The sequence below is a fragment of the Mobiluncus mulieris genome, assembly GCF_014204735.1.
GTDB classification, from domain to species: domain Bacteria; phylum Actinomycetota; class Actinomycetes; order Actinomycetales; family Actinomycetaceae; genus Mobiluncus; species Mobiluncus mulieris.
Genome location: NZ_JACHMA010000001.1, coordinates 866,170 through 883,469, shown reverse-complemented (window position 1 = coordinate 883,469; position 17,300 = coordinate 866,170). Strand labels below are relative to the sequence as shown.

15 protein-coding genes and 1 pseudogene are annotated in these 17,300 nt (G+C 56.3%); 5 read left to right on the top strand and 11 right to left on the bottom strand.

The annotated features are described in order from the left end of the window. Positions 1–50: 50 nt before the first annotated feature. A complete protein-coding gene (locus tag F4555_RS04040) occupies positions 51–1,301 on the bottom strand; it encodes a class I SAM-dependent RNA methyltransferase (RefSeq protein WP_115326054.1) in 1,251 nt (416 codons plus the stop codon). Then, positions 1,298–3,136 carry an APC family permease gene (locus F4555_RS04035; RefSeq protein WP_004012463.1) on the bottom strand — a complete coding sequence of 613 codons (1,839 nt, stop codon included), beginning with the start codon at positions 3,134–3,136 and terminating at the stop codon, positions 1,298–1,300. Before F4555_RS04035 ends, F4555_RS04040 begins: the two co-directional genes overlap by 4 nt. Before the next feature lie 98 nt (positions 3,137–3,234). Between F4555_RS04035 and F4555_RS04030 the strand changes: the two genes are divergently transcribed. Then, positions 3,235–3,897, top strand: coding sequence for a potassium channel family protein (locus F4555_RS04030; RefSeq protein ID WP_004014951.1), 663 nt, complete (start codon positions 3,235–3,237; stop codon positions 3,895–3,897). A 2-nt stretch (positions 3,898–3,899) separates the two neighbouring features. Continuing rightward, complete coding sequence (locus F4555_RS04025) at positions 3,900–4,709, top strand: potassium channel family protein (RefSeq protein ID WP_004016867.1); 810 nt, start codon at positions 3,900–3,902, stop codon at positions 4,707–4,709. A 12-nt stretch (positions 4,710–4,721) separates the two neighbouring features. Here the strand turns inward: F4555_RS04025 and F4555_RS04020 are convergent. From F4555_RS04020 to F4555_RS04005, 4 genes and pseudogenes are all read right to left on the bottom strand, one after another. Beyond that, positions 4,722–5,333 (bottom strand): annotated as a pseudogene (locus tag F4555_RS04020) (DUF3159 domain-containing protein); the annotation flags it as partial. Further along, a complete protein-coding gene (locus F4555_RS04015; protein WP_004012467.1) occupies positions 5,330–5,584 on the bottom strand; it encodes a single stranded DNA-binding domain-containing protein in 255 nt (84 codons plus the stop codon). The gene F4555_RS04015 and the pseudogene F4555_RS04020, both read right to left, overlap by 4 nt. 22 nt (positions 5,585–5,606) lie before the next feature. Beyond that, the gene (locus F4555_RS04010) at positions 5,607–6,365 is read right to left on the bottom strand and encodes a DUF3710 domain-containing protein (protein ID WP_004012468.1); all 759 of its coding nucleotides are present in this window, start codon (positions 6,363–6,365) and stop codon (positions 5,607–5,609) included. Between the two features lie 56 nt (positions 6,366–6,421). After that, positions 6,422–6,721, bottom strand: coding sequence for a DUF4193 domain-containing protein (locus tag F4555_RS04005; protein ID WP_004012469.1), 300 nt, complete (start codon positions 6,719–6,721; stop codon positions 6,422–6,424). 142 nt (positions 6,722–6,863) lie between these two features. On the opposite strand from F4555_RS04005, the gene sepH reads away from it, so the two are divergent. Then, on the top strand, positions 6,864–8,069 hold the full coding sequence (gene sepH, locus F4555_RS04000) for a septation protein SepH (protein WP_255312905.1): 1,206 nt from the start codon (positions 6,864–6,866) through the stop codon (positions 8,067–8,069). Between the two features lie 99 nt (positions 8,070–8,168). On the opposite strand, the gene F4555_RS03995 is transcribed toward sepH, so the two are convergent. Beyond that, the gene (locus F4555_RS03995) at positions 8,169–9,413 is read right to left on the bottom strand and encodes an alkaline phosphatase family protein (protein ID WP_255312906.1); all 1,245 of its coding nucleotides are present in this window, start codon (positions 9,411–9,413) and stop codon (positions 8,169–8,171) included. 18 nt (positions 9,414–9,431) lie between these two features. On the opposite strand from F4555_RS03995, the gene F4555_RS03990 reads away from it, so the two are divergent. Continuing rightward, complete coding sequence (locus F4555_RS03990) at positions 9,432–11,975, top strand: DNA gyrase/topoisomerase IV subunit A (RefSeq protein WP_004018045.1); 2,544 nt, start codon at positions 9,432–9,434, stop codon at positions 11,973–11,975. Here F4555_RS03990 and F4555_RS03985 read toward each other — a convergent pair. Further along, complete coding sequence (locus F4555_RS03985; protein ID WP_249262436.1) at positions 11,946–12,956, bottom strand: GNAT family N-acetyltransferase; 1,011 nt, start codon at positions 12,954–12,956, stop codon at positions 11,946–11,948. The genes F4555_RS03990 and F4555_RS03985 overlap by 30 nt on opposite strands. Positions 12,957–13,041: 85 nt before the next feature. Further along, the gene (locus F4555_RS03980; protein ID WP_004014942.1) at positions 13,042–15,162 is read right to left on the bottom strand and encodes a DNA gyrase/topoisomerase IV subunit B; all 2,121 of its coding nucleotides are present in this window, start codon (positions 15,160–15,162) and stop codon (positions 13,042–13,044) included. A gap of 402 nt (positions 15,163–15,564) precedes the next feature. On the opposite strand from F4555_RS03980, the gene F4555_RS03975 reads away from it, so the two are divergent. Then, positions 15,565–15,858, top strand: coding sequence for a hypothetical protein (locus F4555_RS03975; RefSeq protein ID WP_004012476.1), 294 nt, complete (start codon positions 15,565–15,567; stop codon positions 15,856–15,858). Between the two features lie 35 nt (positions 15,859–15,893). On the opposite strand, the gene F4555_RS03970 is transcribed toward F4555_RS03975, so the two are convergent. Both F4555_RS03970 and F4555_RS11120 read right to left on the bottom strand, forming a co-directional pair. Beyond that, complete coding sequence (locus F4555_RS03970) at positions 15,894–16,892, bottom strand: hypothetical protein (RefSeq protein WP_221413440.1); 999 nt, start codon at positions 16,890–16,892, stop codon at positions 15,894–15,896. Then, positions 16,862–17,215: a hypothetical protein gene (locus F4555_RS11120; protein WP_255312907.1), complete on the bottom strand. Its 354-nt coding sequence runs from the start codon at positions 17,213–17,215 to the stop codon at positions 16,862–16,864. The genes F4555_RS03970 and F4555_RS11120 overlap by 31 nt, the downstream gene beginning before the upstream one ends. Positions 17,216–17,300 lie beyond the last annotated feature (85 nt).

Genomic DNA, 17,300 nt, shown 5'->3' with positions numbered 1-17,300 from the left:
GCCGTCAAATCAAAAAAAATTCATCGCTTGGCAACAAGTTGCGGAAATTCTTAACGTCCCAGCACTGACAAAACCTCGACATGTTGGGTGTAGGGGAACAGGTCGAAAACCCGGAAGGATTGCAGCCGGTATCCACCCCGACGCAAAGCTTCTAAATCACGGGCACAACTGACCGGGTCACAACTAATCAAAGCCACCAAATCCGGCTCTAGCCCACAAATCGCCCCCGCGACATCCCTACCCAGCCCGGAGCGAGGTGGATCGGCCACAACCAGGGTGCCCCTCATGAACCGCTGACCAAAATCCAACCCCCGCAAAAACCGCGCCGAAACCGCCGCCCGTTCCACCCGCGACCGCGTATCCTCAAAACCCGCGTGCTGCAAGTTATACCCCGCTGATTTCACCGCCACTCGGTCGCCTTCCACGGTCGTCAACCGGCCGGAATCACCAATAGCCTCGGCCAGAAACACCGAGAACAATCCCGAGCCCGAATACAGCTCCAGCACTTCAAAGTCACTAATGTCACCCACTCCCGCCAGCAACTCCCCCACCAGCACTGCCGGGGCGCGGTAGTCCGTTTGCCAAAAAGAACTGGCAAAAATCCGATACGTATGCTCCCGCGCCCCCACCCGCACCACCTCGCGCACCCGGGGCGTGGTCGGGACAAAATCCGCATCGAAAACCTCGCTGCCCACCGCGAACACCGGGGCGGAAGCCGAAGGTGCCACGGCTTTCACCCGCGAACCCGGGGCAAAGGCCAATTTACGGTCAAAAAGCCGCAGCCCCTCCAGGTTCGCAACCAGCAATGGGAAACTAGAAATCCGGTGTTGGCGGTGAGTTCCCGCCTCGCTCATTACCGGAAATCCGGCAGAATCAAGTGCAAAACTTACGCGACTGCGTCCCGGACTGGCACCTAATGAAGCCACCGACCAATCGGGAGCCACCCGCGAAACCTCGGCCACCAAAGCGTCCGAACCATTGCGCCGCAAAGCCTCGGCCAGCACTTCACGTTTCCAACGCAACTGAGCGGGATACGCCACGTGACCAAGCTCCACCCCACCAAGACCAGCCGCTGCGCCTTCCGACCAAATGTGCTCCACCCGATCCGGAGAAGCAGTCAATACCTCTACCACCTGGGCATACGCCACCTTGGAACGCTCGGAAGTAACTCGAACCCGAACCCGTTCCCCCGGCAAGGCGCCGCGAACCATAGCCACCTTGCCACCAGCCAACCGCCCGACACAAAACCCGCCGTGCGCCACCGATGTAATCTCTATGACCTCGATATTATTCTTGTTCATGGCCGCAATCCCACCCAAGTGATAGTTACCCGATTCATACGCCCCAGGCGATGCGCATAGGCACGCTGGGTCGAGTTATACATAAAACCAAACAACCGCCACCCTGTGATTTGACGGGGCAAATACACGGAAATCGTAGTCGCCTCGTCCGTATCCAACAGAGACTGTACAAAACGCGCCACTGGCCCGATATGATCCGAATCCTGGGCTTCCAGCAAGGTCAGCGGCACCCTCAAATCAAGCCCCGTCCAAACCTGGCGTAACGCGACAGCCGATTCCGCGTCATCCACCACCATTACCACCTCGACACGCGGATGATGTGCCGCCCAAGCATATCGAATCGTTTTCGTAGAACTGGCGCTGAAATCAGACACCAGAACCAACGCCGTGGAACGTTGCAAAGAATCAGAACTGCGCATAATCGCTGCTACTTTCTTGGTGGAAACCCGGTAACTTTGGTTCATAACTACGATGACTATACCCAAACCCAGCCACACCCCGAGACCCACCAGCAGCCACCCCGAGTTGAAACCCAAAGTCACCACCACCAAAATCCCCAGGCTGATGCCCACACTGAGCCAGGCTATCTGGATATTGCGCCGCGCGGCGTGTCGCTGGCGGAAAGTATCACCCGACCAAAATCGTTGCCGCCACATTTTCAGACGCGCCACTTGCCCCAGGAAAGTCGAGATAGCGACGAAAAAAACCCAAGATAGCGCCACGTAATCCATACGGGTGTGGGCGAACACAGCCAAAATCAAAGCGGACAACAGGAACACCACCACAGTGGCGGCACGCCATCGCTCCCGCCACCCCAGCGGTACCTGATGTACCCACAGATTACGTCGCCCCAATTCCGTGAGCAACACCGAAGCACTGGAAAGATAGATATAGGCCGCAACTAGGCTACCCACCGCCAGCAACACCACCAGGGGGAATATAAACAGACTATTTTCCGCCAATATTACCTCTAGCAGCAGCACCAGGTTCCCCGGCCCTTGCACCACCGCTTCCAGACGCATCCATTCGAAGCCCTTCACAGTGAAAGACAGGTAGACAATCAAAGCAAAGAACACCGCTCCCGAAGCACCCAACAAGTGAAACGAACGGCTGGAAATCGGGCGATCGGGAGTTTCATTGCGATACATGGCCAACGGCGGACTGACTGGCACCAACAGCAAGGCAGCCACGGCGATTGCCTGCCACCCGGCCGAAAAATAGGAACTGGTCAAAGCATTTTTCGCCAAAGCAGAGCCGCTTAACAACTGCCACAGGCCGGGGTGTGCCCCGGCGCTAAAATAATTCAGGTAGCCATATATCAACACCGCGCAAGCGGCCAGGAAAATCAGCAAAGTCACCAGCGGAACCAAACGTCGCACCAAATCCGCTTTCCACATCGCCAGGTGCAGCAGCCCGAAACCACCAATCACCAACACATAGCGCCACCAGTCCCCCAGTTCCAGCAAGGTCACCACAAAGGTGACCCCCGTTGACACCAATGCCGACACTGCAATCAGCAAGCTGAGGATGGAAGCCGCAGCCGTGAATGCCCCCAGCACCCGCCCCAACTGGGATTCCACCAAGGTTGCCAAGGTGTGATAGCGGTGGGTCGACCCCATCCGATATCCGTGTGCCAGGCTGATAATCAACCCGGCGGCCAATATCCCCGCCACAATCCACAAGGCCAGGGCGGAAAACACCACCCCCGAATACGCAATCAAGGAGGGAAACACGCCGGCTGCTATCAACGCGGGAAACCAGAACTTCAAGGCGAAAAAAGATACGTCGCCGAGAATGCTGCGCCACTGCGTGTGCTTTCCCGTGTTGTTTCGCATGAAGCAATCCTAGTTTATGTCCCACCTGGTTCCCTAAGTTAGAGAGGCATCGGAGTGAAAAAACCGAAAAATCCGGTCGCGCGGGTTATGTTTTAAGCGTGCATTTTGTGATTATGGGCTGCGGTCGTGTGGGAGCTACCTTAGCTAAGGGGGTCATCGCTCACGGACACAGTCTGGCGATGATTGACAACAACCCGGATTCTTTCCGGAAACTCCCCAAGGATTTCGAGGGGCAAAAAGTCACCGGCGAGGGCTACGACCGCGACACCCAACGTCAGGCCGGCATCGAAGATGCTTATGGCTTCGCGGCGGTGGCCGACGATGACAATGCCAATATTCTCGCGGCGCGGATTGCCCGCGAAATTTACGGGGTGAAAAAGGTTGTGGCGCGAATCGCGGATCCTCGTCGCGCCGAAGTTTACGAACGACTGGGAATTCCCACTGTGGGCACGGTGGATCGCACGGCGCAGAGTCTGTTGTCGCGGGTACTGCCCCTGGATTCCGAGGCGGTTTTCACCGAGGATACAGGCAAACTAGTCTTGTGTCGTGCCCTGTTAGAGACGTCCTGGGTGGGGCACACGGTGGCAGAGATTCAACAAGTGTTGGGGGTACGAGCCGCCTATGTGTCGCGATTTTCCCGGGTAGCGCTGGTGGGTGAGGACACGATATTGCAAGAAAATGATGAACTGTACTTTTTTGTCACTGCGTCCAAGCGCCCCGCCGTGGCTTCACGTTTGGCGCGTGTCTTCAAGGAGGATTGACGATGCAGGTTGTGATTGCTGGGGCTGGCTCGGTGGGGCGTTCGATTGCCCGGGAGCTTTTGGCGCGCGGCCACCATGTTACCTTGTGTGACTCCAATCCCGAGGCGATGAAGGTTTCCTCAGTGGCGGAAGCAAATTGGATTCTAGGTGACGTGGCTTCCCCGGATGTGATGGAACGTGCCGGTACGAAAGAGGCCGAGGTTATCGTGGCCGCGACCGGTGATGACCGGGCGAATCTGGTGATTTCCCTGTTGGCCAAGACTCAGTTCGGGGTGCCCCGGGTGATTGCGCGGGTGAATAACCCGAAAAACGAGTGGATGTTTGATGAATCTTGGGGGGTGGATGTGCCGGTTTCCACGCCGCGAATGATGACTTCAATGGTGGAAGAGGCCGTGAGCGTGGGGGTTTTGGTGCGGATTTTCCACTTCAACGCCGCACGCACATCCCTGTATTCAGTGATTTTGCCGCCGGATTGCCCCGTGCTGGGGTTGCCTTTGCTTGGGGTTTCTTGGCCGGAGGGGGTGCTGCTGGTAGCGGTGTTGCGTGATGGCCAGTCTTTGCCGGCTTCATTAGTCGCCAACTTGGAACCAGGCGACCAGCTGTTGTTCTTGCTTCCCGATAATCAACAGGGCGTCAAACAAGACCTAGGCAATGTCTTGGCTGGTGTCGCTGTCGCGCACAACTGCGGAACCGGTGTCGGAGCTGGCGGAGAGAGCGCTATTTCCGGGACTCTCCCCGGGGATGCGGGTAAAGAAGTCACCGTGGGTACGCCGCAGGAACAGCCAACTCAAATAGGTAACCAAGGCAAATAACGGCACCCCCATCACCAAGTGCAGGGTGCCTAAAACCGGCACATTTCCGGCCAAGTACAGTGGCACTTTTACTACCAGGCGCAGAGCAAACATTACTATCCACAGCAAAGTCACCGCATAGTAGGCCTTCCGGTCGCTGCGCAGTTGCGGGTCACGACGCCACGCCACACCTTGCTGACGAAACCACCCCACTACCAGACCGATGAGTGGCCAGCGCACCACCAGTGATACCAGGAACACCCCCAGGTACACGGCATTGGTGATAATCCCCATAATAAAGAAGTTTTCGCCTTTGCCACTTTTCCAGGCCCATAACGCCCCGATAATCACCATCAGGGAGCCGGCGATTGCCTGGCTCAAGCTTTGGCGACGCACCAGACGTACAATAATCAACACCACGGCAAAGCCCAGGGCAACGGCCGCTGCCATCCAAACTTCCAGTCCGGCCAGGAAGGCCACCAGGAACACCAGGGTTGGTCCAATGGATTCCAGGATACCGCGCCATCCCCCCACGGAGTCTTGCCACGAGAATTCGCTTTGATCGAGTTTTGCTCCGTATTGTCCTAGGCGCGAGGTCAGTTTCGCTACGGTTTCGGGGTCGATGTCGGGTTGTGGCGAGTTCATGATGTGCCCTTCATGAGTTGATAGTCCGGGTTTATCAGCGTTTCGCCGTCTTCCCCGGGAACAGGAATTCCACTTACTTTGAGGGTCACCCCCAAATCTATGCCGGGAACTTCTTGGCGCCCCAACCATTTCACCTGCATGATTCCCCACGCATCTTGCAGCCGCACTCCGTAGACGGGCGGCCGGTTCGGTGGCGAGAAAGTCTTGGAAAGTACTTTTCCGGTTCTAGTGATTACTTTGCGTGCTGGCATGTTGTCCTGGCTAAACCGGCGACTAGGCTTGCTGTTCTTGTTGGATTTGCGCCAACTGTTGGGTCAATTCGTCGGGAAGTACCACCGGGATAATCGAGCGTGGGGTCATAGGTCGCGCCCCACGCACCACTACCAGAGCTTTCACGGCTTTTTCAAGCATCTGCATATCAGAATCATCCTTAGACACGGCTCCGTTGAAAACCAGACGCACAAACCAGTTTGGGCCGTCTACCCCACAGTAACGCATCTGTACGTGTCCCCGCTGGCCATTAGAGGCCTGTACCGCCAGCTGCACTAGCAATTCTTCACCAAAACTTCCGTGGCGCTCCTCGCAGGTATTGCCCTGTTTGGCGGTGTCACCGCGAACTTCTTTACGCAAGTCTTCCCATAGCCTTTGGGATTTCGGTGCCGCCACGGCCAGCAGCTCCACTGCGGCTTTGCCAAATTGCATGGTCAAAGATCCGAAGCTTTTTTCATCCAACGGAGATTCGGGTTGTATCGCCAATCCCGCAATCTTCGGCACCAGAAACGCCCCAAAATCGGCATATTCCGCCATCTTGTCGTCGCTGATTTGGGATAAGTCCAAGGGGCCATTCGGCAAGCCTTTAGGCTGTTTAGCGGCCTCGCTGGTTTCCGCTTTGACTTTACCGCTCGACTCAGCCGATTTCACTGCTGCGGATTTTCCCGTCTCCGTTTGCGCGTCTGTAGCGCCTTCGGATTTTGGTGTCGCGGTCAAATCAGTTGAATCTTTTGCTTGGTTTTTCCTTGAGAACAGCCCCATGCCTCTTCTTCCCCTGTTGACGGTTTAATTCTTTCCTTGCTCTTCCCAGTGTATCCCTAGCCTGCGCATTCCACGCATACCGGCTTACCATCCTCTTCATAGGCTAGCTGCGAGGCGTGATGCACCATGAAGCATTGGGAGCACACGAATTCGTCGTCCTGTTTGGGAACCACCCGTACCGAAAGTTCCTCGTTGGAAAGATCCGCTCCGGGCAGTTCGAATGAATCAGCTGCTTCGCCTTCGTCTTCGTCGACAGCCGCATCCCCCGGATCTTTACGCCGAGATTTCAGCTCTTCAAGCGACTCCTCTGGGGTTTCCTCGTCGCGCTTTCTAGGGGCATCGTAATCAGTTGCCATAACTAATCCTTTTGACGGTTGATTTACTCTAGCTTGGAGATATTAGCATCAACTCTCTAAAAAAACGATTTGGAACGCCTTTATCGGCGGGTTGCCCATGAAAATCGGGCATTTTGTGGCAATCTTGAGCCAGGAGGAATACATGGAAGCTCTTTCACTGCTCGGAATTCACACGGATGGGGAACACCTGGTTCTCGTTGCTAATTCAGGGGAACGCTATCTTCTGCCTATCGAGGAAGAGTTGCGTTCCGTGGTGCGTCAGCATCGCCGCAAGGTGGCTACCGCACTAGAGGTCAAGAATCCCGGTTCGATTCGCCCCCGTGAAATCCAATCTATGATTCGAGCTGGAGCCACCGCCGAAGAAGTCTCCTCTGCTGCTGGGGTCGACTTGGAGCACGTGAAACGTTACGAAGATCCGGTACTGTCTGAAAGAATTTGGGCTTGGCAACAGGCCGGCGAAACACGAGTTTCCCCCGACGCCGATGCCCCTGAGCTGCGCGATTTAGTGGTGGATAGATTGGCAACGCGTGGGGTGAATCCGGCTTCGCTGCACTGGGATGCGACCCGTCAACCGGGAGAAGAATGGGTGGTACACCTCGAATTCGTCCAAGATGCCAAGAATTACGAAGCCAACTGGGAATTCGACATGGACAACCGAGTCTTGACTGCCCTGGACGAACAATCACGTTGGTTGACAGAAACCGCCACCCCGGCTGGTTCCGAATCCCTGTTGCGTCATAGCATTTTTCCCAGTAACGCCGATGCGGACTCTTCCGGCGTATCGGGTGGTGCTGCGGGTTCCGGGGTCACGAGGAGCCATCCGGAAAACACCCCAAATTCCCAGGTGCTATCTTCCCTAGATACCAAGGCCGAAGCCCTCTTAGACGAACTGAATGCCGCTCGGGGTACCCGACTGACGGTGGTCTCTGGCGAGGAAGACGACGATATTTCCGCGATGCAGGCCGCTATCGCCTCGGGTTTCCGCGAAGACTCTGCCGCCCCCGGCGCAAACACTGGAACCCCGACAGGTGCGGCGGTAACTTCGCTCATATCCCACCAGGGCACAACCCGGCATTCCGGCAAATCCGCCACTGAGGCTAAGTCCGAGAGCCAGCCCGCAACTCATGAACCCGAAAAAAACCCAGCGAAAACCGCTATCAAAACAACCAACGAACCGGCATCCCTCCCGGCAGCTGCCGAACAAACCCCACCAGGCGCGGCGATTTTACCCGGAATGGAACAGGTCGCGGCGACCGAGTCCAAGTCAAACCAGCCAAAACGATCCCGGGCAGGACGTGCCCAGATGCCTTCTTGGGACGAAATCATGTTCGGCTCCAAAGGGGAATAACTAGCGACTTAGCGCACCGGTGAGCCACATCCCCCCGGGACGCCACCAGAACCTAACAACCGGCAAATGCGTGTGGCTCAAGGCTCGAGGCAAGATAATCTAACATATGTAGCGCAACTGCGGTATGCGCATTTCCACCTCGGTCAAGCTGCCGTGAATCCCTTTCATCGCGAAGGTTTGCGGCTGAAAGAAGCGCGAATCCAGCACCTGGGAGCACCCGCCAGAGACTATCACCACGTCGCCCAGCAACTCCGGACGCACCACCCCCACCCCGTTGTATTGCGCAAATAAAGCCATCGTCTGTTCCCGGGTCAACACGAGTGTATCCGGCGAATACGGCGCCAGAATCTCGGACAGTGACTCTTGCACCCGCGAAATCTGTCCCGGGGTAACCCGCAAATGCAGGACACGCCCTTCGCCGGAAACCTGGGTCAGGCAGTCGGCCAGCGGGAATGTCGCCAAATCATAGGTCAATTCGGCGCAAGTGTTCAGCATTCCGTGGTCAGCGGTAATCAGCACTTCGGTATCGGCGTGCAGTTCCTCGAGCAAAACCCCCACCGCCCGGTCGATGATTTCCACGGCTCCCAGCCATGGTTCGCTTCCCACCCCGTGGCTGTGTCCAGCGTGGTCGACCTCCGCCATGTACAGGTACGTCATAGTACCCTGCGCGCCACACAGCGCGGCTCGGCGGGCACGTTCTTCGAGTGCATCCACCGCCACGTATTCGGCTCCGCGCAGCGCCGCGCGGGTCAGTCCCCCGCCGATAAACCGTTTCGGTCCCAAAGCGAAAGTTTTGGCGCCCCGCGCGGTGAGCTGTTCAAACCAGGTGGGGTGGTTTTGGAAATCTTCGACTTTGCCGGGATAGCCTTCGAAGCTAATCAGGTTGAAACGTTGGTCTACTTTAGGGTCAAAGACCTGGTAGGACAACATATTGTGAGCGCCGGGAGCCGCTCCGGTCAACAGCGAGGTGATGGCGGCGGCAGTGGTGGCGGGAAAGACACTGCGAGCGGTATTGCTGGCAAACAACTTGGTGGGGGTCGATTGGCTTGCGTGGGGGTGCGGCTGGATGGCTGGGTCGGGTTGGGCGGTTGGCTTGGGTTTTTTCCCGGATTCATGAGGGGCAAGCCGAATCAGGCTGCGTAAGTTCGGGGCGTGACCCAGATATTCTTGGAGGTTCCACCATCCCAAACCGTCGATAACTACCAGCACCAGGTGCTTCGAGACTCCGGTGGCGTCCAAAGCATCGGTGTCAAAGGTCTCGGCGAGTATCCCCGCCAAACTGGTATCCGAGCCTGGAGTCTGGGGAGGTTGTATAAAGGCGTACTGGGAATCTGTTGGCTTCACCCCTTTATTGTGTCACTGATGTCTGGCTTGGCGGGCTGTTTCGAGGACTATCGGCGCGGGATTCGCGAAATCAGTCGGGTTTGCTTCATGATAATACCTATGTCCAATTCCTCTGAAACAACTGTTGACCACATCGAAGACATTGACGTAATCGAGGAAATGGAAAATTCTTTCCTTGAATACGCTCTGTCGGTAATCCATTCCCGAGCTCTTCCCGATGCGAAGGATGGCTTGAAACCGGTACAGCGTCGCATCTTGTTCCAAATGAAACAGATGGGGTTAACTCCAGACAAAGGACATGTGAAGTCTTCGCGCGTGGTGGGCGAGGTGATGGGTAAGTTGCACCCCCACGGGGATGCCGCGATTTACGATGCTCTGGTTCACTTGGCGCAACCGTTTAATCTGCGGGTGCCGCTGGTGGATGGGCACGGGAACTTTGGTTCCCCCGATGACGGTCCGGCAGCCGCCCGTTATACCGAGGCGCGTTTAGCGCAGGCGTCCTTGTACCTGGTAGAAGGTCTGGACGAAGACACCGTGGATTTTGTTCCGAACTATGACAACCAGTTCCAACAACCCGCCGTTTTACCCGCAGCTTTTCCGAATCTGCTGGTGAACGGGGTGAACGGCATCGCAGTGGGGGTCGCTACTAATATTCCCCCGCATAACGTGGGGGAAACCATTGCTGGCGCGATTCATCTGCTGGATCATCCCGATGCTAGCCTGGAAGATTTGATGCGGTTTTGTCCCGGACCGGATTTGCCCGGTGGCGGGGTGATTGTAGGTACTGCAGGCATCAGGGAAGCCTACGAGACGGGTCGCGGAGTGTTTGTCACCAGAGCGCGCGCCACTATTGAACAGGTAACGGCCCGAAAACGCGGCATTGTGGTAACAGAACTGCCATATATGGTGGGCCCGGAAAAAGTGGCCGAAAAGCTCAAGGACGCGGTGAGTTCCGGGAAAATCAAGGGGGTATCGGGGTGGCAAGACCTGTCCGACCGAAAAAACGGACTGCGCTTGGTGATAGAGGTTAAAACCGGTTTCCACCCCGAGGCTGTCCTGGCTTCACTCTATAAGCACACTCCGCTACAGGAATCCTTTGGGATTAACACGGTGGCCTTGGTTGATGGGGAAGTCAAAACCCTGGGGTTGCGAGCTGCGTTACAGGTTTTTGTTGACCATCGCATCGAGGTAACCCGGCGACGCAGCGAATTCCGTTTGCGTAAAAAACGGGAACGGCTCCACCTGGTAGATGGGCTACTGATAGCTGTTTTGAATCTTGACGAGGTAATCGAGGTAATTCGTTCTTCGGATGATTCGGCGGCGGCACGGGCGCGCCTGATTTCGGTTTTTGACCTGTCTGAGCCGCAAGCCGAGTACATTTTGGAGTTAAAACTGCGTCGCCTCACCAAGTTTTCCCGCCTGGAGCTGGAGGCAGAGGCTGACGAGTTGCGCGCGGCCATCGCGGAACTAGAGGCGGTTTTGGCTTCCACCGAGAAACTGCACGGTGTGGTGCGCCGCGAGCTCCAGGACACGGCGACGGCACTGTCTAGCCCCCGCCGGACATTGCTGCTGGAGGAGGACGGCACAGCGGTGGCGGCTGCTGAGGATGACCTCGCCCCAGCAGTGGGAGTGACCTTGACTAGCGAAGTTCCTTTGGAAGTTACCGACGAACCCTGTCGGATTGTGTGGTCTGCCACCGGCGAGGCAGCGCGGATAGATGCCTCCGTGTCTTTCGAACGCCCCGCCGGAATACCGATTGCAGGCAGCTGTGAAACCCGAACCCGGGGGGTGTTCGGGGTGGTTACTTCCAGTGGTTTCGTGGTGCGACTCGACACATTGACTTTGCCACCTGCCAAGACTGTGGCGGACGGCGAGGATATGACTTGGTCTTTCGAAGGCGCTCCCCCGCTGGCGGCGGCCGCGAATCTGGAAGAAGGTGAAACCGTGGTTGGAATTTTGTCCTTGGACGAGGACGAAATTGTGGGTATCATCACCGAATCTGGGGTGATTAAGCGTATGCGCCCTGATTATCCCAGTACCCAGAATCGATTCCCAATTATCAATCTTGATGATACTGACCAGGTGGTTTTTGCGGGGGCAGCTGGCGATGATGCCCAGTTCGTACTGGTTTCTACGGATGCCCAGTTGCTGCGTACCCCGGCGAGTGCGGTTCGCCCCCAAGGACGCAATGCGGGGGGTGTCGCCGGGATGAGTCTGCGTCCTAACACGAAAGTGCTGGCCGGGGCGATTCTGCCGGAACTAGAGGTGGCATCAACCGTGGTGGCAACTGTGGCCACCGTAATGGACGCGATGCCGGGCGCGAATCAAAGTTCTGTGAAACTCACGCCGCTGGATCGTTATCCCATAAAGGGTCGAGGTGGCCAGGGCGTGCGCGCCCAGCGCTTCTTGAAGGGCGAATACGCCCTAGGTAAGGCTTTTGTGGGGCAAGATCCCGTGGTGGCATTGGGTGACCGCAGCGAATCGGTGGCTTTGCCACCTTTAGACGAACGCCGCGATGCTTCCGGTAGTGCTTTAAAGTCTCAGATTGTGGTTTTTGGCTGATGGGTTAGGCGCGACTTCAGCCACCCAAATGGTGGATTCGCCGGTGGTTTCAAACCCGAACTCGGTATAGAGTTTAGCGATTTCCGTGGGGTTTTCTTCGGCCAAACCGACCGCCGCATAATCCATGCCGTCATCTTGGTAAGCGCGCAACGCGTTGGTAAGCAGGGCGGGAGCCACTTGGGTTTCGGCGTATTCCGGTAGTACCCCCAGCATTTCAATGTAGCCTTCCTTCCAGCCACGTGCCTCCCAGTCTTGCCTATAGCAAGCCGAAAGCAGATATCCCGCCACCTGGGCAATATCATGGGATTTATCCAGGGCGATAAATGACCACTGCGGGGCAAAAAAAGGCCGATTCGAAGTCCAAGACACCATGTCCTGGGCGGGGGTGTCGGTCGTCAGGCGCATCAGCTCATTGTGGGCGCGGCGAACCTTGTCGTCAAAGCTCTCTTGCCAGGCAACGATTTCGAGGTACTTTCCCGGGGTGACCTCGACTACCGGGACTTGTAGATTCCGGCGTAACTCCTGGAAAGAATGAGCTTTTTCGAAGCCGAAGGTTCGCATCCAGGTGGTGGCACTGCTGCCAACCTTGTCCAGGAGGCACACAATTTGAGCTGTTCGAGTCAAGCCGGTCAGCATCAGGCGCGCCACTTCTACTTGCCACGACAAGATTTCGGTTCCCACCCCGCGTTTGCGCCACCCCGCTGCTACTCCACCGGAGCAGATGGCTTGCACGCCAGTGGTTTCCACGACTCGGACAATAGCGTAGGCCACCAGCCGGGAGTCTTGATTCCACCCTCCCAGTCCCGCAAAATCCGTGGCTAGAATCTGGTCTACTTCCGTGGGGGAAGTACGGTAGGGTGGATTGTCGATACGTTCCATCTCAGCAATCAGCCCCACCAGCGCATCACGGTTTTCCACGGTCAGTGGTTTCCATACTAAGTCTGGTGTCTGTGGCATGGATACGGACGAAATATCGACCAAACTCCCTCCTCTAGCTCTAAAATGATGCCTGGTAAGTATTATGGCAACATCCGCTAAAGCTCGCTAATTTTTGCTAGAACAGAGTTTAGGCATCAATCAATTCCGTGTCCAGTCTGGCGGCTCCCTGCACGATAAAGTCCCGGCGAGGCGGCACCGCCGAACCCATCAGTACCTCGAACACATCCTCGGCGGTGTGCAACGGTTGTTCATCGACTAGACGGATACGACGCAACGTACGATGCTGGGGATCCATAGTGGTTTCCGCCAACTGGTCGGCATCCATCTCGCCTAGACCTTTGTAGCGTTGGATGGGTTCCTTATAGCTGCGCCCGTTTCGTGCCAGATACGCCAGTTCACGATGCAGCTGGTCTTCAGAATAGGTATAGCGAAATTCCCCTGGGGTTTTACCTTTCGCATTGACTTGAATCCGATGCAGGGGCGGCACTGCCGCATAGACCCGTCCCGCTGCAATCAAGGGTCGCATATAGCGGAAGAATAGGGTCAACAAAAGGGTACGGATGTGAGCTCCGTCCACATCCGCGTCGGTCATCATAATGACTTTCCCATACCGAGCCTGGTCGAGGTCAAAAGTGCGCCCCGAGCCGGCTCCGATTACCTGGATAATAGCCGCGCATTCTGCGTTGCCCAGCATCTGGGCGGTGCCGGTTTTTTGGACATTGAGGATTTTGCCACGAATTGGGAACAAGGCTTGAAATTCCGAGTTACGCGCAGATTTCGCGGTTCCCAAGGCGGAGTCACCCTCCACAATAAACAACTCGGATTTCTCGACATCATTGCTGCGACAATCCACCAGTTTGGTAGGCAAGGTCGAGGTTTCCAAGGCATTTTTGCGTCGGGTGATTTCCTTGGACAACCGGGCGGAGAGCCGCGAACGCATTTCAGCCACGATTTTTTCCAACAACGCTGAAACCTGGGTTTTATCATCGCGTTTCTTGGAGTGCAGGAATGCTTTGAGCCTTTCGGTAACTACCTGGCTAACGATGGGTTTCACTGCCGCCGAACCGAGGGCTTCCTTGGTTTGACCTTCAAACTCGGGTTCCGGCAGACGCACAGTTATTACTGCGGTCATCCCCGCCAAAATATCTTCTTTTTCGATTTTATTGTCTTTAGAGCCAAGCTTGAGTTTGCGGGAATTGGCTTGGATTTCGGTGCGCAGGGTTTTCACCAAAGCCGACTCGAAGCCCTGTATATGTGTTCCTCCCACCGGGGTTTCGATGATATTGACATAGGACTGCTCTACGGTGTCATAGCCCGCCCCCCAGCGCAGCGCAATGTCTACCTCGCAGGTTCGCTCTAGTTCTTGGGGTTCGAGATGCCCGGTTTTCGGGTTCAGCACTTGCACGGTCTCTTGGAAAGTGCCCGAACCCACCAGCTGCCAAGTATCAGTGATTCCTTTGTCGGGGGCAAGGAACTCCACGTAGTCCACAGTGCCGCCCTTGTGCAGGTAGGTTTCACTTTGGGGTTCTTCGCCACGCAAATCGGTTACGGTGATGCACAACCCGGGTACCAGGAAGGAAGTTTTGCGGGCGCGTTCTTTCAGGCTTTCAAAGTCAAAGGCGGTGGATTTAGGGAAGATTTGGAAATCCGCCCAGAAACGTACCCGGGTTCCGGTACGGCTTTTGGATACTTTGCCCAGTTTTGTCAGTTTTGATTCGTCCTCGAAAGCGGCGAAAGGGTTGTTTGGGCTTAGCGCCTCATGATCCGTAAACACCCCCGGTTCGCCGCGACGAAACTGCAGCTGGTGGATGTCTCCCCCACGGTCAACTTGCACATCCATGCGCGCCGACAGGGCGTTTACCACCGAGGCACCCACCCCGTGCAGACCGCCGGCGACCTTGTACAGTCCGGAGTCGAACTTCCCTCCGGCATGCAGTTTCGTATAGACGACCTCCACCCCGGAAAGACCCGTGCCCGGCACGGTATCAACTGGCACCCCGCGTCCGTTGTCGCGGACTTCCGCCGAATAATCGGGATAAAGGAACACCTCGATGTGATCACAAAACCCGGCCAGCGCCTCGTCGACGGAGTTGTCGATAATCTCCCACAGGCAGTGCATCAGCCCGCGCTGGTCGGTCGACCCGATGTACATGGCGGGGCGTTTGCGCACAGCCTCGAGCCCTTCGAGCACCGAGAGGTGATGGGCAGAGTAATCTTGCACGTCTTTCGTTGTAACCACGGCTACCATACTAATGAAAAATCCTTACCGCGCGCGCCACCCCACCCCGAGCTACCACAGAAACGCCCTCTACCGGCCGCGCCGTCACCCCCTGCGGCAACTATTTCAGGCCACTATGTACATGGACAACACTAGACATCCGTGGGTTGCTATGCCAGACTGGTTTGGTGGAAATACTGGAATCGGCGCTCAAACACGGCATAAAGCCAGATGATTCAGTGTTCGTGGTTGAGCATCCTTAGCAGCGTTTCTTAATGCGGGAAGAACCCCGAAAAATTTTGTATCTGGGTTTTTCTTCGAGCGGACAACCCTTGGAAGTCATAGTTGCGCGAACCACGCGCTATGGCGAAGCGATTATACATGCGATGCCAATGCGTAAAAAATACCGGAATTTGATGGAAGGAGGACGCAATGAGTGGCTACACTATCAGGAAGATTGGTGACCTGCCCCCGGAGGAAGCGGCCTTGATTCGCCAGGATGTGACGGAAGCGGAGCGCGGCTATTCTTTGGAGGAGCTGGAAGAAGGCGCAAAACGGATGCGAGAAAGTTCTTTTGGAGTCGGCGACGTTCCCGAAATAAAGATTATTCCGGTTCAAATCGACTCGGCTCGCGAAGCGAAACTCAACCGTTACATGAGCCTGCATCGCGTCTCTCAAAGCACTGCAGTTCGTGATCTGCTTGACCGGGCTTTGTCCGAAATCTAGCACCGCCAATCGCTACATTCCGCCCCTGACGGCGGTTATTTCACGTCATACACGTGAATCGTCTGACTGTCCGGGTTGTTGTCATCATGCACCCAGGTTGAGAGGAAAAAGTAGTCGTCCCCGTGGCCGGCCAGCGCCTTACTGCCCCAATCGCGCATGTTGGCGAAAGCCTCGCCGGGAGCGTTGGAGTTCGCCGGGTATTGGCAGTCCCCCGGCTCGGTGAATTCCACCGCACCGTTAGAGCGCAAATCTACCGCCGAGGCTCGGCATTGATGATCGGCCTGGGTCACCTGCTCGCGGACGAATATCTTCCCCAAGAAATGACCGTAGCCAAGCACGGTTTCCCCGACGGTGCGCTTAATCTTTTCCCCAGTCAAGTTCACGTAGCGCACCACGTCGCTGGGTGCCTCTACGGGATAATTCTTCATCCCGGGGAATTCGATGTAATCTTGCCAAATAATCCGGTCACCCACCGCCGCGTCGATGATGTATCCGTTTAGCGCCTGGCCTTCGAAAATCTTCACGGCTTGCCATTTTTTGCTGGGGTCGAAGCCCCAGGCGGTCGGGTTACCGTGTTTTTCCATGTACATCCATTCGACTTCGTTATTGTTGGTGAAAGCCAGGGGCACCCCTTTCGAGGTGAATCCCACGAAAATCCGGGAATGCGAGGTGAAAAGCTGGCGGGGTGTCCCCGGGTGTTTCAGGTTCAAAACATGGGCTTGGCTGGGGTATTCCAGTTTATCGCCGTTGAATCCGCCGAGTTGTCTCCCGGTGGTGTAGAGCAGCACATCTTGGTGGATGGCCAGGTTGTCACCCGGCCCGTTGGTTTGCCCGGTTTCGTCGCTGTCGAGCGGGGTGGGTTTACAGGTTTTTTGTAGGAATTCGGTTTTGGCACAGCGCATGAGTCGCCACGGATAGGGCTCTACCATTTTGTCGGTGCCCACAGCGGCCTTGTCGGGGGATTCTTCCCACACTATCCATTCCGCGCTGTTGGTGAGCCCGGTTATCCTCCATCCTGCGGGGCTGCGATACATTTCGGTGACTTTTTGGCTTTGAGGTCTATCTGGTGAATGGCGGTGCCGGATGCAAAGGGGCGTTCCTTATGCTTTTCACATTCCGTGTCGCAGCCGATTCGATAGGCCTTGTAATCTGGGGAATATCTGGTTCCCGGCAGGAATTCGATGTCACTTGGGAGTTCGAAAGTTCCGGCTGGGCTAATCTGTAGATTGGTTTTGACCGGGCCATATTGTGTGTCGAGGTTTTTGGCGCGAAATCGGGTTGGTGGGATATCGGGCAGGTATTCGATTTTGTTGGGGCGCGCCTCGGTGGTACCGGTTCCGTTTTCACTCAGTTTCATGAGGTACGTGGAGATTTCCTGGGCTTTCTGCGGGGAATATATCCCGCTATCTTTCGAGGTGGCGGGGTTGTTAGCGTTCTGGGAT